Below are 20,970 nucleotides of genomic sequence, written 5' to 3'. Positions count from 1 at the left end.
CTTTCGGACGGGGGACTTTCCTGCGGGGAGAGCGCGTCAGCGCGTGTCGGCGAACGCCGCGACCCAGGCGAGCGCCGAGTTCCAGTTGATGGCGACCTCGTTGGTGGACCAGGAACCCAGCTCGTCGATGTAGCACTTCGCGGGGGCGCAGCCCGGCAGGTTCTGCTGGGCCACCGGGTCCTGCAGGCCCGAGTTCGGGCCGCCGGCGAGCGCACCGGCGGGTGGGGTGGGCAGCTCGGCGTCGACCTGGTTCGCCCAGTGCCGGTGGTGCTGGTTCCTGCTGGCCTTCTCGCCGTAGCCGCTGATGAACGACTGGTTGAGGCCGTTGCGGCCGAGCAGGTAGTCCATCGACTCCAGCACCGCGTCGCTGTACTTGCGGTTCAGCGTGGTGTCGTAGGCCATCGCCATGATCATCGATGCGGTGAGCGTGGCGCTGGTCGAACCCCAGGCGTACTGGCCGTCGGCGGGCTTGGACGGGTTCGGGTAGCCCTGCGACCTCAGGTCGTCCAGGTGGCCGTCGGCGACACCGATGACGCGGGACCGGGCCGCGAGCACGCGGTCGAGCGGGAACTTCAGCGGCAGGCGCAGGATCGTCAGGTCGGCCAGCCCCCCGGTGTCCTTCCAGGAGAACCCGGCCGAGGTCAGCTTCGTGGTGATCCTGCCCAGGTACTCGCGCTTACCGGTCGTCGCGTAGAGCTCGGCCGCAGCCCACGAGAACTCGTCGGTGACGTTGGTGTCGTCGTAGGCGCCACCGCCCACGCCGTCCTCGTCCGGCGCGTACTTCGCCGGGGTGGCGAGGGCGGCTTTCCACGCCGTCTCGGCCGCGGCCAGGCACCTGCCGGAGAACGCGCGGTCCCAGATCTTGTAGACGCGGGCGCACTGGGCGCCGGCGGCGGCGAGGTTCAGCGTGGCGGCGGTCGACGGGGCGTGCAGGTAGCGCGGCTGCGGGTCGTTGGCCGGCAGCATCGGGTGTGCGGTCCAGGCCAGGTCGTGGATCTTGTGGTGGGCCATGCCCGCGAACGGCTTTCCGGCCGGCACCTGCATCTTCAGCAGGAACTCGACCTCCCAGCGCGCCTCGTCGAGCACGTCCGGTCGCTGGTTGCCCTGTTCCGGGATCGCTAGCAGGCCGTCGCGGATGCCCTCGACGTCGAACGTGTGGAGCGAACGCTCGTAGGTGTCCATGAGCTGCCACGCCGCCAACGCGCCGTTCACCACGTACTTGCCGTGATCGCCCGCGTCGTACCAGCCACCGCTCACGTCGAGCGAGTAGTCGCACTCCCCCGGCAGGCACGGCACCGAGACGTCGCCCTTGTTGGGCGCGACGCCCACGTGGCCCGCGGCGCGCGCGTAGGCGTCACCGACGTACTTCGCTTCGATCGGGATGCCGCTGCGGTTGTGGTAGAAGTACGCCAGCGCGTCCCGTCGCAGCTGGTCGTAGGGCTTGTCGGTGATGTCGAACGGGTAGCTGGCCTGGTCGCCGACGATCAGGCTGTAACCGCTTCCAGCCTGGCGGTAGGACGAGAAGTCGGCGATGTGCACGTCGTCGCGCGTCATCGCGTCGCGTCCCTTGACCTGCGTCTTCCCGCTCTTGACGATCGTTCCGGAAGCGTCCTTCAACTGCCAGTCGAGCGGAGTCGTGGAGCTGCTGACGATCGAGGCGCGCTTGGTGCCGTGCGTCGGGTAGGCGTGCTGGTTCGTGCGGACCGGTGAGCCGTAGTCCCAGCCGCCGCCGGGCGGGATGATGCCGCCGGTCAGCGACACGTCGTCGAGGCACAGCGTGTAGGGCTCCGCGGACGCGCCACCGGCCTGGATCGCGACCTGGCCGCCGGTGCGGGTGGCCACAGTGGACGTACCGGTGAACTCGAACGTCCTGGGAGCACTGGTGAGTGCGGCCGGCCTGTTCAGCACGGTGGTGTTCGGCGCGACGCCGAGAGCGACCGCCGCCCGCACCGTGACGTCCCGGGAGGCGGTCGCGGTGAAGCGCAGCGTGTACGGCCGGCCGGCCTCGAGCGGGACGTCGTTCTGGCCGATCATCGCGGTCCAGGGGTTCGCCGTGCCGCCGGGGATCTGCGCGCACAGCTTGCCGTCCTCCACTGTGGACGGAGCGATTCCGCTGCTCCACCAAGGCGTTTTCACGCTGTCGAACTTGCCGTTGAGCACGCGTTCGTAGGGCTCGGCCGCGGTCGCGGGCGTCGCGAGCACGGCGAACAGCACGAGCGGAAGGCCGGTTGCCACCAGCCGGTTCTTCACGGACATACCGGGGGCCTCTCGAGGTCGACTGTCTCCCGGCGCGACCGCAGCGTCGGAGCGAATGTTCACCCACCCGACCCCGGGTGTCAACGACCCCGCTTCATCGAAATGTGACCGGGACTACCTCTTCCCATCCCGATGAACTCGTGGTTACAGTCCTGTAAGCGCTCACAGTTCATCCCGATCCGGATGAGCGCACACCGGCACACGCCGCAGCGTCGCAGCAGGTGAACGGTGTTCCAGTGGCCGCTGAAGCGATCACTTTTGTGTGTTAGCGCTTGCGGACCATCCGCCGACTGGAGGTTCTTCGATGGGTGTTCGACCGAGGCGCGCTCTGCTCGCCACGACTCTGCTGGGCTCGCTGGTGGCCGTGTCCGCGTGCGGCGGCGGTGCCGCCGGCTCGGCGTCGGGGGACGTCACGCTGATCGTCAAGACGTTCAGCCAGTTCGGCTACGACGAGCTGTACCGGGAGTACGAGGCGAGCCACCCCGGCATCAAGATCAAGGAGGAGAACATCGGCAAGCTCGGCGACTACACGCCGAAGCTCCAGCAGTGGCTCGCCACCGGCAAGGGCGCGGGCGACGTCGTGGCGATCGAGGAGGGCATCCTCTCGCAGTTCATGGCGAAGCCCGACCAGTTCGTGAACCTGCTCGACCACGGCGCCAAGGACCTCTCGGCCGGCTTCCTGCCGTGGAAGTGGCAGCAGGCGTCCACATCGGACGGCAGCAAGGTGATCGGCCTCGGCACGGACGTCGGCGCACAGGGTATGTGCTACCGCAAGGACCTGTTCGAGGCGGCCGGCCTGCCGACCGACCGCGAGGAGGTCGGCGAGCTCTGGCCCACCTGGGAGAAGTACCTGGAGACCGGTAAGACGTTCAAGGCGAAGAAGCCCGACGTCGGCTTCTACGACTCGACCGGCAGCGTCTACCTGAACATGCTGATGCAGTCCGGTGACCACACCTACTACGACGCCACGAACAAGCTCGTCATCGACTCGAACACCGCGGTCAGGGACACGTGGAACAAGTCGGTCGAGATGGTCGAGGCCGGCCTGTCCGCCGGCATCGAGCAGTGGAGTCCACAGTGGAACGCGGGCTTCAAGAACGGCACGTTCGCCACCATCCCGTGCCCGTCCTGGATGCTCGGCACGATCGAGAAGCAGGCGGGCCCGGAGAACAAGGGCAGGTGGGACGTCACCCGCGTGCCCGGCAACGGCGCCGTGCGCGGCGGTTCGTTCCTCGCAGTGCCGACGCAGAGCACGCACCAGAAGGAAGCCGCCGAGCTTGCCAAGTTCCTGACCAGCGCGAAGGGCCAGACCGCCGCGTTCAAGGCGAAGAACAACTTCCCGTCGTCCCCGCAGGCCATCGACGACCCGGTCGTGCGGGACTTCAAGAACCCGTACTTCAACGACGCGCCCGTGGGAAAGATCTTCGGGGAGAGCGTCAAGGCCCTGAAGCCCGTTTACCTCGGCCCGGACAACAACGCCATCGGTGACCGCGTCGGCAACGCGCTGCTCGCCGTGGAGCAGGGCAAGCTCCGGCCCGACGAGGCCTGGGCCAAGGCCGTCGACGACGCGAAGCGCCTCGCCAAGTGATGGAGACGGACCTGAGGCCGAGGCCGGTCACGAGCACCGCGCCCGCCGGGAGCACACCACCCCGGCGGCCGCGGTCCGGGTGGCGCGACCGGATCTCGCGCGTCGAGGTGAGATGGTCCCCGTACCTGTTCATCGCGCCGTTCTTCGTGATCTTCGCGGTGTTCGGCCTGTTCCCGCTGGTGTACACGGCCTACGTGTCGCTGCACGACTGGACCATCACCGGCGCGGGCGCGTTCGTCGGCCTCGACAACTACGTCACGCTGTTCGGCGACCCGGACTTCTGGAACTCGGTCTACAACACCCTGGGCATGCTCGTGCTCGCCACCGTGCCGCAGCTGCTGATGGCGCTGGTGCTCGCGAGCCTGCTCAACCAGAGGCTGCGCGGGGTCACGTTCCTGCGCATGGGCGTGCTGCTGCCGATCGTCACCTCCGTCGCCGCCGTCGGCATCGTGTTCAGCCAGGTCTTCGACCGCGACGTCGGCATGGTGAACGGCCTGCTGGGTCTCGTGGACGTCGACGCGGTCGACTGGCGCGCCGACAAGTGGTCGTCGTGGAGCGCGATCGCCACGATGGTCAACTGGCGGTGGACCGGTTACAACGCCTTGATCTACCTGGCGGCGATGCAGGCGATCCCCCGCGACCTCTACGAGGCGGCCACCGTGGACGGTGCGGGCAAGGTCCGGCAGTTCTGGAGCATCACCGTCCCGAACATCCGGCCCGCCATCGTCTTCACCGTCATCATGTCCACCATCGCGGGCATGCAGCTCTTCACCGAGCCGCTGATCTTCGGCCAGGGGAGCTTCGCGATCTCCGGCGGCAGCCTGCGCCAGTTCCAGACGGTGTCGATGTACATGTTCGAGAAGGCGTTCCGGGACTTCGACTACGGCTACGGCTCGGCCGTCGCGTGGATGATCTTCCTGCTCATCACGGTGCTCGGCGTCGTCAACTTCCTGATCACGCGGAGGTCCCGCTGATGCGCAAGACCCAGCCTCTGCTGTACGCCACGCTCCTCGTGGGCATCGCGCTGTCGGCGTTCCCGCTCTACTGGCTCTTCGTCGTCGCCACCCGGTCCAACGACGTCGTCGGCGACTGGCCGCCACCGCTCGCGCCCGGCCCGAACCTCTGGGACAACGTCGGCAGGCTGTTCGCCGCCGAGGACGCGAACTTCCTGCTGGGCATGTGGAATTCGCTGCTGACCTCGGTGGTCGTCACCGTGTCCGTCGTGTTCTTCTCGTCGCTGGCCGGATTCGCGTTCGCCAAACTGAAGTTCCGCGGCCGCAACGGACTGCTGCTCGTCATCCTCGCCACCATGATGATCCCGGTGCAGATGGGCATCATCCCGCTGTACATGATCATGGTCGAGCTGGGCTGGCAGAACCGGATGGAAGCGATCATCGTGCCGGCGCTGGTGTCCGCGTTCGGCGTGTTCCTCATGCGCCAGTACGCCGAGCAGGCCGTGCCGGACGAGCTGATCGAGGCCGCGCGCATCGACGGCTGCAGCACGTTCCGGATCTTCTGGTCGATCGTGCTGCCCGCGTTGCGCCCCGGTGCCGCGGTCCTCGCGCTGACCACGTTCATGGGCACGTGGAACGAGTTCCTGTGGCCGTTGGCGGTGCTCGAAGCCGACAACCCGACCGTGCAGTTCTCGCTGTCGCAGCTCTCCACCACCTACTACACCGACTACACCCTCATGTTCACCGGAGCGCTGGTCGCGACCGTCCCGCTGCTGCTCGTGTTCCTCGCGTTCGGTCGCCAGATCATCGGCGGCATCATGGAAGGGGCGGTCAAGGCATGACGACGTTCGAACCGGATTTTCTCTGGGGCGCGGCCACCTCCAGCTACCAGGTCGAGGGCGCGGCGGCGCAGGACGGCCGTGGACCGTCCATCTGGGACACGTTCTGCGCGACACCGGGCAAGGTCGACAACGGCGACACCGGTGCCGTCGCCGTAGACCACTACCACCGCTACCCCGAGGACGTCGCGATCATGCGGTCGCTCGGGCTCGGCGCGTACCGGTTCTCGATCGCCTGGCCGCGCGTGCAGCCGCTCGGCTCCGGCGCCGTCAACCGGCGCGGGCTCGACTTCTACTCCCGGCTCGTCGACACGTTGCTGGACAACGGGATCCAGCCGTGGCCGACGCTCTACCACTGGGACCTCCCGCAACCTCTGGAGGACGCCGGCGGGTGGCCGGAACGCGACACCGCGCTGCGGTTCGCCGAGTACGCGCAGATCACGCACGAAGCTCTGTCCGACCGCGTGACGCACTGGACGACGTTGAACGAACCGTGGTGCTCCGCGTTCCTCGGGTACGCCACCGGACGGCACGCGCCCGGCCGCCGGGACCCGGCCGCGTCGATCCGCGCGACCCACCACCTCCTGCTGGGCCACGGACTCGCGGCACGGGCGATGCCGGGCTCACGGGTCGGCGTCACGCTGAACCTGTCCCCCGTCACACCGGGCTCGTCGTCCGCGGAGGACCTCGACGCGGCCCGACGGATCGACGGCCTGCAGAACCGGCTCTTCCTCGACCCGGTGCTGCTCGCCGAGTACCCGGACGACGTGGTGCGCGACCTCGAACCCGTGACGGACTTCGGTTTCGTGCAGGAGGACGACCTCAAGACCATCGCCGCGCCGATCGACTTCCTCGGCGTGAACTACTACTCCCCCATGCTCGTCGGCCACGGCGCGGAACCTCGCCCGTCTGCCTACGTCGGGTCGGAGCACGTCGAGCACCTCGACGGCGGCCGGGCGCGCACGTCCATCGGCTGGGAGATCGACGCCGGCGGCCTGCTCGACCTGCTGGTGCGGCTGGAACGCGACCACCCCGCGATCCCGTTGTACGTCACCGAGAACGGTGCCGCGTTCGACGACGAGGTGCACGACGCCGGCCGGGTCGCGTACCTGGACGGGCACGTGCGGGCGTGTGCGGAGGCCGTCTCGCGCGGGGTTCCCCTGAAGGGCTACTTCGCCTGGTCGTTGCTGGACAACTTCGAGTGGTCCTTCGGCTACGCCCAGCGGTTCGGGCTCGTGCACGTCGACCGCACGACCCAGCGGCGCACGCTCAAGGACAGCGCCCGGTGGTACGCCGACGTGATCCGGCGGGGCGGCCTGTGAGCGCTTACAACGTTGATAGGCTGCGTTCATGACCACGCGACCGCCCACCCTGGAGGAGGTGGCGCAGCGTGCCGGTGTCTCGACGGGCACGGTGTCGCGCGTCATCAACAACGCCCGCCACGTCAGCGACAAGTCGCGCCGCGCGGTGGAGAAGGCCATCTCGGAGCTCGGGTACGTGCCGAACACCGCGGCCCGCTCCCTCGCGACCCAGCGGCGCGGCGCGGTCGTGCTCGCGATCTCGAGCGACGACCCGGCGTTGTTCGCGAACCTGTTCTTCGCCGAGGTGATCACCGGCGTCAACGCGGTGCTCGAGGAGACTGACCTGCAGCTGATGCTGGTCCTCGCCGCCTCCGAACGGGGCCGCGCCCGGTTCGCGAAGATCCTCCAGTCGCGCAGCGCCGACGGCGTGATGCTGCTGGCGCTCAAGGAGAACGACCCGCTGTCCAAGATGGCCGAGGAGAGCGGCCTGCCGACCGTGCACGGCGGCCGTTCCCTCGACCGCACCCCGCAGTGGTACGTGGACGCGGACAACCGGGGCGGTGCCCGCACGGCCGTGGAGCACCTGATCGCCGCGGGCCGCCACAACATCGCCACGATCACCGGCGAACTGGACACCCACGCGGGTCACGGCCGGTTCATGGGCTACCGCGAGGCGATGGTGCTCGCGGGCCTGAGCGACCAGCGGGTGGCGCACGGCGACTTCAGCGAGGCCAGCGGCGCGGCCGGCATGAAGCTCCTGCTGGACGACCACCCGGACCTCGACGCGGTGTTCGTGGCGTCCGACGCGATGGCCATCGGCGCGCTGGACGTGTTGCGGGAGAACGGGAAGCGCGTCCCGGAAGACGTGGCGGTCGTCGGGTTCAACGACGTCGTCACCGCGCGGAACACGCAACCCGCGCTGACCACGGTCCGCCAGCCGATCGAGGCGATGGGCCGCGAGATGACGCGGATGCTCGTCCGGCTGCTCAACGGGGAACAGCCGACGTCGCTGATCCTGCCGACGGACCTGGTGCTGCGCGCCTCGACCTGAGGCGTCACTTGGCGCCGAGAGGCAGCACGCGCGAGAGCGTGGGCACGGCGGCCGCGGCCACGACGACGTGCATGAGGATCAACGCGATCGAGTTCACGATCGACGCGCCGCCCGCGAGGATGCCCAGGTCCGGGATCCACGAGACCACGACGACCGCGGGCACCAGCACGCGCAGCAGCTTCCGCGGGTTCGCGGCGAAGCGGCGCACGAGGTACCAGCCGAGCGTGCCGAGCAGGATCCCGATCACCGTGGCGGGCGCGTACTCGGCCAGGGCGAGGCCCATGCGTTCGGTGCCTTCGGGGATGAACGTGCCCGCGACCAGGGCGATCAGCGCGTTGACCGCGATCGAGACCACCGCCGCGCCGAGCAGGCCGACGACGACCTCACCGGTGGTCGGCGCGAGAACGGAGCGAGCGGGGAGGCTGGTGTCGGCCATGGGCCCTGTCCTTAGGTAGGCTAATTGCAAGCGGTCACTTGCAATTAAGGTAGCCACTCCGGTCTCCTGATTGCAAGTACGTACTTGCATTGATGGGTGATCGAGGAGGACGCGTGGCAGGTCGGGTGGCCGACGAGGCGGTGTTCGACGCGGTCCTGGCCGTGATCGCCGAGCAGGGGTACGAACGCGCGACCACCCGCGCGATAGCCGACGCCGCCGGCATCAACGAGGCGACGCTGTTCCGGCGGTTCACCTCGAAGGAGAACCTGCTGCGCCAGGCCGTGCGCAGCAACTTCGTGGGGTTCGCGCTCGACCTGGACGCGCCGGGCGACGACGTGACCGCCGACCTGATCACGATCGTGAGCTACTACGCCCGGCTCTACGAGACGCGCGGCGGGGTCGTGCTCACGCTGATGCGGGAGGCGAAGTTCAGCCCGGAGGTGGCGGCGGTGCTGGCCGAGCCGGAGAAGCTGCTGGCGAAGGTGGACGAGGTCATCCTGCACCACCAACGTCGTGGCGCCCTCGTCGTGGAACCACCGCGGCACACGTTCTTCGCGCTGATCGGCCCGCTGATGATGCGGTCCTTCGCCCGGCGGGTCGACCGGCTGGCCACGCAGGCGCCCGCCGACCCGGAAGCAGTGGTGAGGCGGTTCCTGCACGGCCACCAGCCGTAGTTTGTCGTTCACCCTGACGGGTACCTCGTCGACAGTTCAACCAGTTCGACGGAAGGCCGAGGGTGGAACCAGGACCCCTGCTCTACGCCGGAGCGGGCCTGGCGACGCTGGCCGCCGCGCTCCTGCCCCGGCTGCTCTCCAAGGCGCCGATCTCCATGCCGATGGTGTTCCTCGGCGCGGGCGCGCTGACGTTCACGGTCGTCGACCCGCTGCCCGACCCCGACCCCGTCGCGCACAGCGGCGTGCTGCTGCACCTGACCGAGATCTGCGTGATCATCTCGCTGATGGGCGCGGGCCTCGCACTGAACCGCCAGGTCAGCCTGCACGGCTGGGCCAGCACGTGGCGGCTGCTCGCGATCACCATGCCGCTCTCGATGGTCGCCGTCGCGGTGCTCGGGTGGAGCGTGCTCGGGCTCGGCATAGCGGCGTCCGTGCTGCTCGCGGCCGCGCTCGCGCCCACAGACCCCGTGCTCGCGAGTGAGGTGCAGGTCGCCGAACCCGCCGAGAACCCCGAATCCGACGAGGACGAGGCCCGGTTCGCGCTCACCTCGGAGGCCGGGCTCAACGACGGGCTCGCGTTCCCGTTCACCTACGCCGCCATCGCGATCAGCATCGCCGGGGTGGCGCCGTCGGGGTGGTTCGGGCACTGGCTCGCGGTGGACGTGCTGTGGCGGCTCGCGTCGGCACTCGCCATCGGCGTGCTGATCGGGTGGGCGCTGCGGAAGCTGTTCTTCTCGGCGCCGTCGGAGAAGTTCCGGCTGGCCGAGCACGCGGAGGGCTTCGTGGCCCTCGCGGCGACGTTCCTCGCCTACGGCGTCACCGAGCTCGCCGAGGGGTACGGGTTCATCGCGGTCTTCGTGTGCGCGTGCGCGATCCGGTCCGGTGAACGCCGCCACGGCTATCACCGGGTCCTGCACCAGTACGTCGAGCAGATCGAGCGCATGCTCACCGTGGTGATCGTGTTCCTGCTCGGCGGCGCCGCGGCCACCGGTCTGCTGGCGGGCGTGAGCTGGCAGCAGATCGCCGTCGCCGCGGCGGTGCTGCTGTTCGTGCGGCCGCTGGCGGGGTGGATCGGGCTGCTGGGCGGCAGCACCGGCCCCCGCGAACGGAAGGTCATCGCCTTCTTCGGCGTGCGCGGCGTCGGCTCGTTGTTCTACCTGGTCTACGCGCTGCAGCACGGCGAGTTCGCCGAGCAGAACGCACTGTGGCAGACCATCGGTCTCGTCGTGATCGGCTCGATCCTCCTGCACGGCCTCTCCGCGTCGCCCGTCATGTGGCTGCTCGACCGCAAGCGCGAGCGGAAGGCGGAGGCGCAGCACGACGACGCCTCGCACACCCACGTCTGAGCGGTCACCGCACCGGCAGGAACGTGCGGACGTCGACCCGCGCGAGCCACCGCCGCCAGCGCGGCACCGCGGACCGCATGCGGCCCCTGGCCTCCCGCACCGCCGCCCAGTACGCGTCCACCGCGGCCTGGTCCGGGGTGCCGGGGCCGAACACGTGGTCGTCCGCGTGCACGGCCAGACCGTGGATCCCGAACGGTGCCAGCAGGGTCGCCTCCTGCCGTCTGGTCAGGCCCTTCGGCACCTTCGCACCCAGGTCGCGGGCGTGGTCGACCAGCTCGCGCCAGCCGGTGGCGAGCCTGGTCGCGGTACTGCCCCTCGTGCGGCGGCGATGGCGCCGCACGGCCTTGCCGCCGGTGATCAGCGCGACCACCGCGACGACCGGTGCCAGCACCGTGGCGACGTCGAGCAGCAACTGCACCAGCCAGGCCGGGAGCCACGGCCCGCCGAGCTCGCCCGAGCCCACCCCGGACGCGTCGGTGCGGCTCGCGTCGACCAGCGAACTGGGCATCTTCACCGTGTTCGGCGGCGGGACGACCGACGCGTCGGTGTTCTCGATCTCCTGCGGCGGCTGGTGGTCCGGCCGCTTCGAGCGGTCCGGCATGTACTCGGTGTTCGGGATGGCCGCCCAGGTGCCGTCGGCCAGGTGGATCTCCACCCACGCCTGGACGTTCTCGCCGCGGACCACACCGCCGGCCGGAACGGCGCCCAGCACCACGCGGGCCGGCATGCCGAGTTCGTTGGCCACCAACGCGAACGCGGCGGCGTACTGCTCGTCGTTGCCCGCCGGCCGTTTGGAGTTGAAGAACGCCGTGAGCCTGCCGGTGCTGTGGCCGGGCAGGTACTCCGTCTCGCCGGGGCCGCCGTCGGTGTAGGCGCCGTTGTCGCGCAGATACGTGGCGGCCGCGCGCAGTCGCTCGGCCAGCGTCGTCGCGCCGCCGGTCCACTGGGAGATCTTGCCGCGCACGAACGCCAGTTCGCCGGTGCGGACGGTCGGCGGGCCGAACGGCTGGGCGTCGTCCGGGATGCCCGGCGCGGCGAGGACCGTGCGCACCGAGTAGGTGTCGCCTTCGCGCAGGCGGTCGGCGACGATGCCGGACGCCGTCGCGAGGTTGTAGCGCAGGTTCTCGGTGTGGCCGTCCTTGCGCTCGCCGGTGAACGCGATCTCCGTGGCGTGACCCGCGGTCGGCAGCCACGCGCTGAGCTCGTCGGCGGTGGCGTACGCGGCCTCGATCCTGATCGTCACGTCGGCCGCGGTACCGGTGCTCCGGGCCGGGATGCGCACGCCGATGCGCTGGAAGTTGTTGCGCTGCAACGGGTCGGTGGCGCCCGCCGGGTCGTTGGTGGCGCCCCAGACCCGTCCGTCGTAGCCGTCGAGGGTGGCGATGCGGACGCGTTCGCCGTCAGGGAGGCCCTGCACGGTGAACAGGGTCTGGTCCCACAGCTGGTTGGCGTCCTTGGTGTGCTTGCGGTAGCCGACGAGTGGGCTCGCGTAGGCACCGACCTCGAACGGCGGCTCCACGTAGTTGCGCAGCACCAGGCGGTGCGCGCTGCCGGTGCCCGGCAGGACGGGGGCGGCCACGAACGCCAGCCCGGCCGCGACGCCCACCAGCGCGACGGCGGTGAGCGTTCGCCTGGCACCGCCCGCGCGCGCTCCGGTGCGGTGACGGCCCGCGCGGACGGACAGCCAGCCCGTGCCGGCCGCCGCGAACACCGCGCCCAGCACGCCCGCGGCCTCGCCGGTGCCCAGCAGGACGACCGCGGCCAGCACGGCCAGTGGCGCGCCGATCGGGGCGGCGCTCAGCGACACCCGGCGGGCCAGCGTGAAGCCGCCCGCGCCGCAGAGCAGGCCGAGGATGTACGGCAGCACCAGCAGCGGACCGGTGCCGTCGACCGGCGGGAGCGTGGTGAGCAGCTGCTTCCAGCCGTGCACGCTGAGGGAGGCGAGCCCGGCCAGCGTGTCCGGCGTCGGCACGGCCTTCATCGCCACCACACCGCCGAGCAGGAAGAACACGGCGACCGTCATCGCCGCGACGGCGATCATCGGGCGGCGCAACGCCGACGCGACGTGGCCCGCGAGCACGCCGAGCGCCAGTCCGGTGCCGCCGACCAGCAGGAAGCCCCAGCCGGTGTAGGTGGTGCGGAAACCCAGGAGCGCCACGACGAACAGCGCACTGAGGAAGGCGGCGTCGACGAGGTCGTCGCGGCGGGGCACGAGTCCGGTCACTGCAGGGTTCCTCCCGACAGCAGCGCGGGCAGGTCGTTCAGCTGCCGCAGCGTGAGAACGGAGAACGCGGTGCTCGCCGCCCGCCTGGTGTGCGCGGACGGGTCCACCCGCAGCACGACCTTGCGCACCTCGGGCGGGAACGCGGCCGCCGCCACGCGCAGGTCCGCGTAGCTGTGCTGCGCGCTCGTGATCAGCACGACGAGCGTGGCGTCCGGCGCCGCGGCCACCGCACGGGTCGCGGCCTCGGCCAGCACCGGACCGCCCTGTTCGGCGCGGGCGAACACGTCCAGCACGTGCTGCGCCCTCCCCTTGCCGCAGACGTGCCCGGCCGCGACGACGGTGGTGTCGATCTCGTCCGCCGCCGCGCGCTTCACGACGGAAGCACCTGCGGACAAAGCGGTTTCGAAGACCTGTTCGTCCGGACAGGACTGACCGTCGACCACGACGACGAGGTGAGCCCGTCGTGAGTCGAGGTACTGCCGCACCAGAAACCGTCCGTCCTGAGTGGACGTGGACAGCTTCGCCGTGGAGCGCCAGTGGATGTGGCGGCGGTCGTCGCCCGGCACGTACTCGCGCAGCGCGTGGAACGCCAGGTCGCTCATCGAGATGTCGTCGGTGGTGCGGCCTTCCATGTCCCGCAGCAACCCGGTGCCGAGCGGCTCCAGCGGCACCGTCAGCGGGTGCACGAACACCTCGACGACCTCGGTCATCGGCACGGTCCTGCGCAGCAGACCGAGCGGATCACCCCGGACCGTCGTGGCGGGCCCGACCGCGATCACCCCGCGCCGCAGCCCGGTGATCTCGACCTCCCGGCCGCGGTCGAACACCTCGACCCGGTCCCTGCCGATCGGCAACTCGACCTCGGGCGCGAACAACGACCGCCGTCCCTGGTGCTCGACCTCGACGAGGCACCTCGTGGAGTCATCGGGTTGCAGGCGGCGCTTGGTGATCTCGACGGCGACACGCACCGACCCGTGCCCCAAGGTCATCGCACTGGCCAGCACCAGCAACAGCACCCCGGTCGCACCGAGCAGCACCAGTTCGTCCCACCCGAGCACGGCACCGAGGCCCCACGCCGCCACGGAGGCCACGGCGAGCAGCCGGCCGGACGACGAGACGGTCTCCAGCCCCATCTCAGACACCCCGCCGGACAGGCGGTTCGACGTCCGCGAACAGCGAATCGACCACCTTCTCCACGGTGGCACCGTCGAACTGCGCCTCCGGGTGCAGCAGGATCCGGTGCCCCAGCACGGGATGCGCGAGTTCCTGGACGTCGTCCGGGACGACGTGGGCCCGCCCCTGCGCCAACGCCCACGTCTTCACACACCGCACGTAGGCGAGGCACCCGCGCACCGAAACCCCGAGCCGCACGGCGGGATGCGACCGCGAGGCCTCCGCGATCCGGCTGACGTAGGAGAGAACGGCCGGGTCGACGTGCACCTGGTCCGCCAGCGCGGTCAGCTGCGACACGGCGTTCGCCGCGATGGCCGCGGGCACCGTCGCCGACCGGTCGCGCGTGGCCGCGTCCGCCAGCAGCGCCACGGTCGCGTTGTGGTCCGGGTACCCGATGCTGGTCTTCATCAGGAACCTGTCGAGCTGCGCCTCCGGCAACCGGTACGTGCCCGCCTGCTCGATGGGGTTCTGCGTGGCGATCACCATGAACGGCGACCCGACCGGGTGCGTCTCGCCGTCGACGGTGATCCGCCCCTCCTCCATCACCTCGAGCAGCGCCGACTGCGTCTTCGGCGACGCGCGGTTGATCTCGTCCGCGAGCACGATGGACCCGAAGATCGGCCCGGGGTGGAACCGGAACACCCCGCGCTGCTGGTCGTAGATCTGCACGCCGGTGACGTCCGAGGGCAGCAGGTCCGGGGTGAACTGGATGCGGGTTCCCTTGCCCTGCACGGTGTTCGCGAGGGCCTTGGCGAGCGAGGTCTTGCCGGTGCCGGGGTAGTCCTCCAGCAGGAGGTGGCCGTCGGAGAGCAGGCAGGTGAGGGCCAGGCGGATCACGTTCTCCTTGCCGGAGATGGCGCGGGAGATGTTCAGCACCATCTGCTCGAAGGTCTGCGCGAACAGCTGGGCCTGTTGCGGCGTAACGGACATGCTCATCTCCTCCACTACCAAACCATTGATCCGCGGACACCACCGCAGGTGACGTAGACCTGTTCTCGCGGATATCCGTAGTAGTTCCTCGTTTGCCTGGTCTCGTTCGGACCGAAGTTCTCGTTCACGAAGCCGACCGGGCCGTGGTCGCTGTCGAAGGTGCAGGTCACGTTGCCGGAGAAGTTGGCCGTCCGAACAACGATGTAGGCACACGCGTTCGACGTGCAGACTCCCGTGCCGTTGCACCCGCTCGCCGGGCATGCGGCGCCCTTCGAGACAGTCACCGACGGTGGTGGCGGCGGTGGCGGTGTGGTCTGCTGCTGGGACTGACTCAGTGTTGGCCTTCCCGCATCAGACACGGTCACGGTCACCGTGGTCGGAGCCGAGTAGCCAACGTCCTGGCTGCCCGACCAGCTCCACCCACCGACACCCGTGGTGAACGACTGGTTGAACCCGCGACTCGTCGTCACCTGGACGGTGGCGGGCTTGCCGTTCGGGTTCACCGACACGGAGAAGTTGACGACGGTGTTGCTGGTCGAGGTGTTCAGCACCAGGTCGCGCATCGGCCCGTACGTCGTCACCCCGGCGGAAACCGCGCTGTTGCACGGATTTCCGGCGTACGCGCCACCACCGCTGCCGTTGCACGTCTGGAGGCTGATGGTCACCGGCTGGCCGTTCGGCAGCCCGTTGACGGTCTGTGTCGCGCCGGCCTGGCCGCCGGTCGGGTACGTCCAGGTGCCGCACGAGCCACCGGACCACGTGCACGTCACGGTGTTCGACTTGCCGTGCGAGGCGGGGGCGTCGAACCTGAGCGTCGCCTGGCCGTCGGAACCCGTGGGGGTGGCGGTGAAGCCGGTGATCGGGTCCGGGGTGGCGGTCGCCTCCATCTGGGCCGGGGCGCTGGCGGGTGAGGTGTGGCCCGCCGGTTCGGACTCGGCGGCGGCGTTGGCGGCGACGACCGTGTAGCTGTAGATCGTGCCGTCGTTCTGGAGGCCGTCGTCCAGGCACGTTGTCGCGGTCACCTTGGTGCACACCGTTTTGGTGCCGCCGCCTGTGCGGGTCAGCGTGTACGTGGTGGGGCCGGGGCCGTTCGCACCGACCGCGCCCCACGAGACCGTGACGGCGCGGGTCTGCGCGTTCGCGGCGTTCGTGGCGGTGAAGGTCGGTGCTGCGGGGGCCTGTGGAGCACCTGCGGACTGGCCCTGCACGGTGACCGCCGGGCCGGGGCCCTGCGAGTTGACCGCGATCACGGTGAAGACGGTCTGGGCGTTGTTGTCGAGGCCGGAGGCGGTCACGGTCGTCGCGCCGCCCGGTGCGGTCGTGCGGCCGCCGCCGGACCAGCTGATCTCGTGGCGCAGCACGGGTGTGCCCTCGTTCGGCGCCGCGGTCCAGTTGAGTTGCAACGAGCCGTCGCGCGGGGTCGACGTCGTCAGGCCCGACACCGCGCCGGGCACCGTGTTCGGCTGCGCGCCCGCCGACGAACCGCTCGCCTTGCCCCAGCCGACGAGGTTGTGCGCGCGCACGGTGAACCTGTACTCCGTGCCGTTCGAAAGGCCCGTGATCGTGCACGGCGAGGCGGCGCACGTCTGCTTGCCGCCGTTGTACTCGACCTCGTAGGAGTCGATCGGGGCGCCGTTGCCCGACGGCGAGCTCCACGACAGCTCGACGACCTTGCTCAGCACCGTCCGGCCCGGCACCGGCACGCCCGGAGCGTCCGGCACGCCGAGCACGTTCAGCCTGATCCGGCCGGTGACCTTGCGATCGTCACGCGAGGTGTCGGCCACGTCGGTCACGACGACGTTGAAGTCGATCGCGCCGTGCGCCTCTCCGTTCGGTGTGATGCTCACGGACGAACCGGAGTTCGTGGCGCTCGCCGCCGCACCGCCTGCCTGGGTCACGGAGACGACCGAGACCTTCGGGTCACGCAGCTGTGAGCGCACGTACGAGACGAGGTCGACCGTTGCGGTGTCACCGGCCTTCACGCCGTCGAGCGTCACGGGTGACACGGTGGGCGGCGGGGCGGCCGCGACCTTGACGGCGAGCTTGCCCTTGGGGCCGTCGCCGGCACCGACCTCGATCGTGCCGGTGGATCCCGGCTTCGCGCCGCCCGCCGCCGTGACGGTCAGGACGCGTTCACCGGAGCCCTCCAGCGACACGCCGTCGACCTGGTCGAGCCACGTCGCGGTGTACCGGACGTCGCCGAGCTTCGAGCGGTCCGCGACCCACATGTGGCAGACGGACGTGACGTCGACCTTCACCGGCAGCCCGCCCTCGACGACGGTCAGCGCGGACGCCGGGCAGCGCAGCACGGGCGTGTCCGGTCCGACCTGCACCGGCACGGTGATCAGCGCGAATCTGCCCTCCGGATCGGTGAGCGAGGTGCCGTCGGTGACCTGGAACGTGACCGCGGCCGGTCCGGTGTAGCCGCCGCGCGCGGTCAGCACGAGCCCGGTGTCGCCCTCGTTGCGGGCCTCCAGCCCGGTCACGGGCGCGGCGGTCACCTTGTCGGTGGTCGTGAGCTTCGCCTGCTTGCCGGACGGCACGTCGACGTAGTCCTTGATCTGCACCGAGACCGAGCCGTCGGCGGGCACGGTGATCAGCTTGTCCGGGACGGCCCGCGGTGCGCCGGTTCCCTTGGACGGCACGTGGATCAGGCCCGCGGCGGTGGCGCCGGAGCTGTCCTTCACCTCGTAGACGAGCGTGCGCGGGTGGTCGCCGACCGGCACGGTGGCCTTGCGCCCGGACACCTTCGCCTGGTCGTGGAATACCTTGGTGACCTCCAGCCCGTCCGCGGAGCCGTCCGGGTCGGCGATCGCGCCCGCGAGATCCACCTCGACCGTGCTGTCCTCTTTCTTCACCACGGGGAACAGCTCGCCCGCGACCGGTGGGATCGCGTAGTCGTCACGGCTGCGCACGGTCAGCGTCGCGATCGACGGCTGGCCCAGTCCGTTCGTGATGCCGTAGGTGATCACCAGTGGCTTGCCGGTGAGGTCGGGCGCGGTCAGCTCGATCCGGCCGTCCATCGCCTTCACGTCCCCCGGCAGCGACGGGTTGCGCGGGCCGAGCGGCTCGACGGTGACCGTGTCGCCGGGCGCCTGCACGTCGTTGGACAGCACGTTCACCGCGAGGCGCGCACCGGGTGCGGCCGTCACGACGTCGTCCACGGCGACCGGCGGCTGCGGATCGCCCGGCGGCACCACGGCGACGCGCACGAGCGACTCACCGGTGCGGCCGTACGAATCCGTGACCACGAACCCGAACGTGTCGGTGCCGTTGGACGTCGGGAACGCCTCGTACGTCAGGGTCGTGCTGGCGATGCCGACGACGCGGCCGAGCGCGGGAGCGGACGCGATGCCGGTGACCGCGACCGAGTCGCCGTCCGGGTCCGCGCCGCTCGACGGCACGGTGATCGTCACCCGGTCGCCCGCCACGACCCGCACCTCGACGGGTTCGGGCGCCGGTGGCTGGTTCGGGTTGGCCGGGGTCGGCGCCGGGTTCACCGTCACGTGCGCGTGGCCGACGGCCTGGTCACCGTCGGGATTCTGGGCCACATACGAGATGTCGGCGACGAACGGCGCGTCGGTCTTGTCCGGCGCCACATACCGCACGACGTCACCGGAGACGTAGGCGCTGCCGACGTCCTGGCGGCCGTCCCGGGTGGTGACGGCCAGCCTGCCGTTGCCTGGCGCGCCCTGCACGTTGGACTGCAGGGAGAGCGGCGCTCCGGCCGGTGAGATGTCGTTGTCCAGCACCGGGATCGTGGTCGAGTCGCCGGCACGGGCGGCGGCGCGGTCGTCCTTCGGCACCGGGGTGTCGTCGGCGGGCGGTGGGAGCTGCGTGACGGTGACCTCGCCGGTGATCGGGCCGGTCACGCCGTCCGTCACGGTGTAGCGGACGACCTGCGGGTTGCGGGCGAGGGCCGGCGCGGTGGCGTTGATCCGCAGCCACCGTCCTTTCACGACGGCCACTTCCAGTTGTCCCGCGACGCTCTCCGCGTGCTGCACACCGAGCACGGAACCGGCCGGGCTGAAGTCGTTCGCCAGCACGTCGGTGACGACCGGCTCCTGACCGCGCACCACGGCGTTGTCCGGCATCGCGACCGGTGGCAGTGGCGAGGCGGGAGCGGCGGCCACGTCGACGCGGATGGCGCCCTTCGCGAACGGCGCGTTGCCGAACGCGGCGGTGTAGTCGAGCGGGTACGTGCCGGGCTTGGTGGCGGTGAGCGTCACCAGGCCGGTCTTGGTGTCGGTGGTGATCGACGCGCCGGCGATCGGCGCCACGTCGGCGGCGAGCCGCAGTTCGGCCGCGGGGTCGACGGGATCGGCGCCGGGGAGGTCGTTCTCCAGCGGGCGGATGAGGACCGGGGCACCGACCTGCCCGCGGGCCACGTCCGGCCGTGCGACGGGCGGCAGTGCGGCGGGCGCGGCCGGGTCGAGCACCTTCACGCGTTCCGCACCGGCCACCGCGTCGGCGACGCCGTCGGTGACCTCGTAGTCGATCGGCTGGTCACCGGCCTCGACCGGCGCCGCGTACTCGACGAACCCGGTGTTGGTCGTGGTCGCGACACCCGCCTTGGCGACGGCCTCGGTGAGCACCACCGGGTCGCCGTCGAAGTCGCGCCAGTCCGCGAGCACCGGCAACGTCAACCGGCCGCCCGAGGCGACGGACCACTCGTGCGGTTCGGCGCCCTTGCGCACGGCCGGCGGCTCGTTCTGCGACTCCGTGCGCACCTGCACGGTGACCGCGGCCGTGGCGTTCAGGCCCTTGCCATCGTCCACTGTGTACTTGAAGTGCGCGTCCTGCGCCTGCTCCGGCAGCGTCACCTCGACGGTCTGGCCGTCCGGGGCGATCGCGAGGCCGACGTCCTTGCGGTCGAGGTCGCTCACGGCCGTGACGGACAGGATGTTCCCGGCCGGGTCGGAGTCGTTGTCGAGCACGTGCAGCACGGTCGTGCGGCCGGGGCGTGCGCCCAGGGTGTCGTCGGTGGCTTTCGGCGGCTTGTCCTTCGCCGACTCGGTGGTGTTCTCGTTCTTGTCCTTGTCACTGGAGTTCTGCTCGGGCGGCGGCTTCACCGACTGCCAGTCGTCGACCTTGCGCTGGCTGCTGAGGTCCCAGACCGCGCCGGTCGCGACGTCGTTCAGCACGATCGCCCTGCGGTTGACCCGGAACACCGGCTGCACCAACGCCTTCGCGTCCCGCAGGTTGCCGGCCGACGCCTTCTTCCCGTCGCACGAACGGAAGTAGCCGCCCGACGCACCGGCCCACGCGCCGTGCACGCACTCGCCGAGCCGCACCGGTTCGGCGGGGGCGCCGTCCACGCCCTCGCTCAACGTCTCCGCTCCGTCGTCGTTGAGCTGGAAGGCCTTCATCCCGGTGTGGGACGCCACGACGACGGTGGCCGCCTCCGGTCCGGCCTGCTGGAGCACGGACTCGCGCCCGGCCTGCGCGGTGCGGCCGCCGGGGAGGAACAGCGTGCCGGACTCCGCGTCCAGCACGACGGTCTCGCCGCCCACCGCGGTGATCCTCGGCGCCTTCGGGGAGTTCGCGAGCTTGCCGTACTCGGGTTCGCCGAAGCCGGACTCCGCCGGGACGACCTTGACCGTGCGGCCGTTGGCGGACGCGGCGTGCACCACACCGTCCAGCCCGACGGCGAGCGCGGCGGTGTCGGCGGCGTCGAGGGTGGCGAGCGGCGGCGTCTCCTGGCTGAGCTGGTCGAGCGCGCTCACGCCGGCGTGCAAGTCGACTCGGAGCGCCCACACCTTGCCCGCGGCGGGGTCGAGGACGGCGAGCGTGCCGCCCGCGAGCGCGACCTGACCACCGCTCGGCAGCGCCAGCCCGCGGTCCTGGACCGTCACCGAACGGGCGACGTCCACCGGGTAGAGCTTGCCGCCCGCGCGGTCCCTCGCCACGACGGCGGCGGCGTCCTGGACCACGTCGAGCTGGTAGTTCTGCTGCGCCCCGCCGGGAGGGTTGAACGCCGCGTCGAGCGACCCGACCGGCTTGTTGAGCCTGCCGAACAGCCCGTCGCGATCACTCGTGACCCACACACCGCCGTCGTTGAGGTCGACCTGCCGCACCGGGTTGCCGGTGGACGTCAGCGCGTACGCCACGAGCGAGGCGGCCGCGAGGACCAGCACCGTTCCGGACGCGAGCGTGGTCCGGTGCCTCCTGAAGAATCCCACTGTTCCCCTCGCCGGGT

At 70.6% G+C, this 20,970-nt stretch carries 13 protein-coding genes; 7 read left to right on the top strand and 6 right to left on the bottom strand.

Annotated features, from left to right (window positions below):
- Window positions 1-36: 36 nt before the first annotated feature.
- The gene (locus ND450_RS44340; protein WP_253323913.1) at window positions 37-2,235 is read right to left on the bottom strand and encodes a glycoside hydrolase family 9 protein; all 2,199 of its coding nucleotides are present in this window, start codon (window positions 2,233-2,235) and stop codon (window positions 37-39) included.
- A gap of 325 nt (window positions 2,236-2,560) precedes the next feature.
- Here ND450_RS44340 and ND450_RS44335 point away from each other — a divergent pair, with 325 nt between their 5' ends.
- From ND450_RS44335 to ND450_RS44315, 5 genes are read left to right on the top strand one after another with little or no spacing between them, the layout of a single operon-like run.
- Window positions 2,561-3,844: an ABC transporter substrate-binding protein gene (locus ND450_RS44335; RefSeq protein ID WP_253323912.1), complete on the top strand. Its 1,284-nt coding sequence runs from the start codon at window positions 2,561-2,563 to the stop codon at window positions 3,842-3,844.
- Complete coding sequence (locus tag ND450_RS44330; protein WP_253323911.1) at window positions 3,844-4,818, top strand: carbohydrate ABC transporter permease; 975 nt, start codon at window positions 3,844-3,846, stop codon at window positions 4,816-4,818. Before ND450_RS44335 ends, ND450_RS44330 begins: the two co-directional genes overlap by 1 nt.
- A complete protein-coding gene (locus tag ND450_RS44325) occupies window positions 4,818-5,639 on the top strand; it encodes a carbohydrate ABC transporter permease (protein WP_253323910.1) in 822 nt (273 codons plus the stop codon). Before ND450_RS44330 ends, ND450_RS44325 begins: the two co-directional genes overlap by 1 nt.
- A complete protein-coding gene (locus ND450_RS44320) occupies window positions 5,636-6,958 on the top strand; it encodes a GH1 family beta-glucosidase (protein ID WP_253323909.1) in 1,323 nt (440 codons plus the stop codon). The genes ND450_RS44325 and ND450_RS44320 overlap by 4 nt, the downstream gene beginning before the upstream one ends.
- 28 nt (window positions 6,959-6,986) lie before the next feature.
- Window positions 6,987-7,988 carry a LacI family DNA-binding transcriptional regulator gene (locus tag ND450_RS44315; RefSeq protein ID WP_253323908.1) on the top strand — a complete coding sequence of 334 codons (1,002 nt, stop codon included), beginning with the start codon at window positions 6,987-6,989 and terminating at the stop codon, window positions 7,986-7,988.
- Between the two features lie 4 nt (window positions 7,989-7,992).
- Here ND450_RS44315 and ND450_RS44310 read toward each other — a convergent pair whose 3' ends face one another.
- Window positions 7,993-8,424, bottom strand: a complete 432-nt coding sequence (locus tag ND450_RS44310; RefSeq protein ID WP_253323907.1) for a DUF6069 family protein — start codon at window positions 8,422-8,424, stop codon at window positions 7,993-7,995.
- 113 nt (window positions 8,425-8,537) lie between these two features.
- Here ND450_RS44310 and ND450_RS44305 point away from each other — a divergent pair, with 113 nt between their 5' ends.
- A complete protein-coding gene (locus ND450_RS44305; protein ID WP_253323906.1) occupies window positions 8,538-9,098 on the top strand; it encodes a TetR/AcrR family transcriptional regulator in 561 nt (186 codons plus the stop codon).
- Between the two features lie 62 nt (window positions 9,099-9,160).
- Window positions 9,161-10,444: a sodium:proton antiporter gene (locus ND450_RS44300; protein ID WP_253323905.1), complete on the top strand. Its 1,284-nt coding sequence runs from the start codon at window positions 9,161-9,163 to the stop codon at window positions 10,442-10,444.
- A gap of 4 nt (window positions 10,445-10,448) precedes the next feature.
- On the opposite strand, the gene ND450_RS44295 is transcribed toward ND450_RS44300, so the two are convergent.
- From ND450_RS44295 to ND450_RS44280, 4 genes are read right to left on the bottom strand one after another with little or no spacing between them, the layout of a single operon-like run.
- Window positions 10,449-12,668, bottom strand: a complete 2,220-nt coding sequence (locus ND450_RS44295; RefSeq protein ID WP_253323904.1) for a transglutaminase domain-containing protein — start codon at window positions 12,666-12,668, stop codon at window positions 10,449-10,451.
- Complete coding sequence (locus tag ND450_RS44290; RefSeq protein WP_253323903.1) at window positions 12,665-13,801, bottom strand: DUF58 domain-containing protein; 1,137 nt, start codon at window positions 13,799-13,801, stop codon at window positions 12,665-12,667. Before ND450_RS44290 ends, ND450_RS44295 begins: the two co-directional genes overlap by 4 nt.
- Before the next feature lies 1 nt (window position 13,802).
- Window positions 13,803-14,771, bottom strand: a complete 969-nt coding sequence (locus ND450_RS44285; RefSeq protein WP_089914261.1) for a MoxR family ATPase — start codon at window positions 14,769-14,771, stop codon at window positions 13,803-13,805.
- Between the two features lie 14 nt (window positions 14,772-14,785).
- The gene (locus ND450_RS44280; protein WP_253323901.1) at window positions 14,786-20,953 is read right to left on the bottom strand and encodes an Ig-like domain-containing protein; all 6,168 of its coding nucleotides are present in this window, start codon (window positions 20,951-20,953) and stop codon (window positions 14,786-14,788) included.
- Window positions 20,954-20,970: the final 17 nt, after the last annotated feature.

It is taken from the genome of Lentzea sp. HUAS12, from assembly GCF_024125735.1.
GTDB classification, from domain to species: Bacteria; Actinomycetota; Actinomycetes; order Mycobacteriales; family Pseudonocardiaceae; genus Lentzea; species Lentzea albida.
The sequence above is the reverse complement of the archived record's forward strand: the minus strand, read 5'-3'. Positions and strand labels throughout refer to the sequence as shown.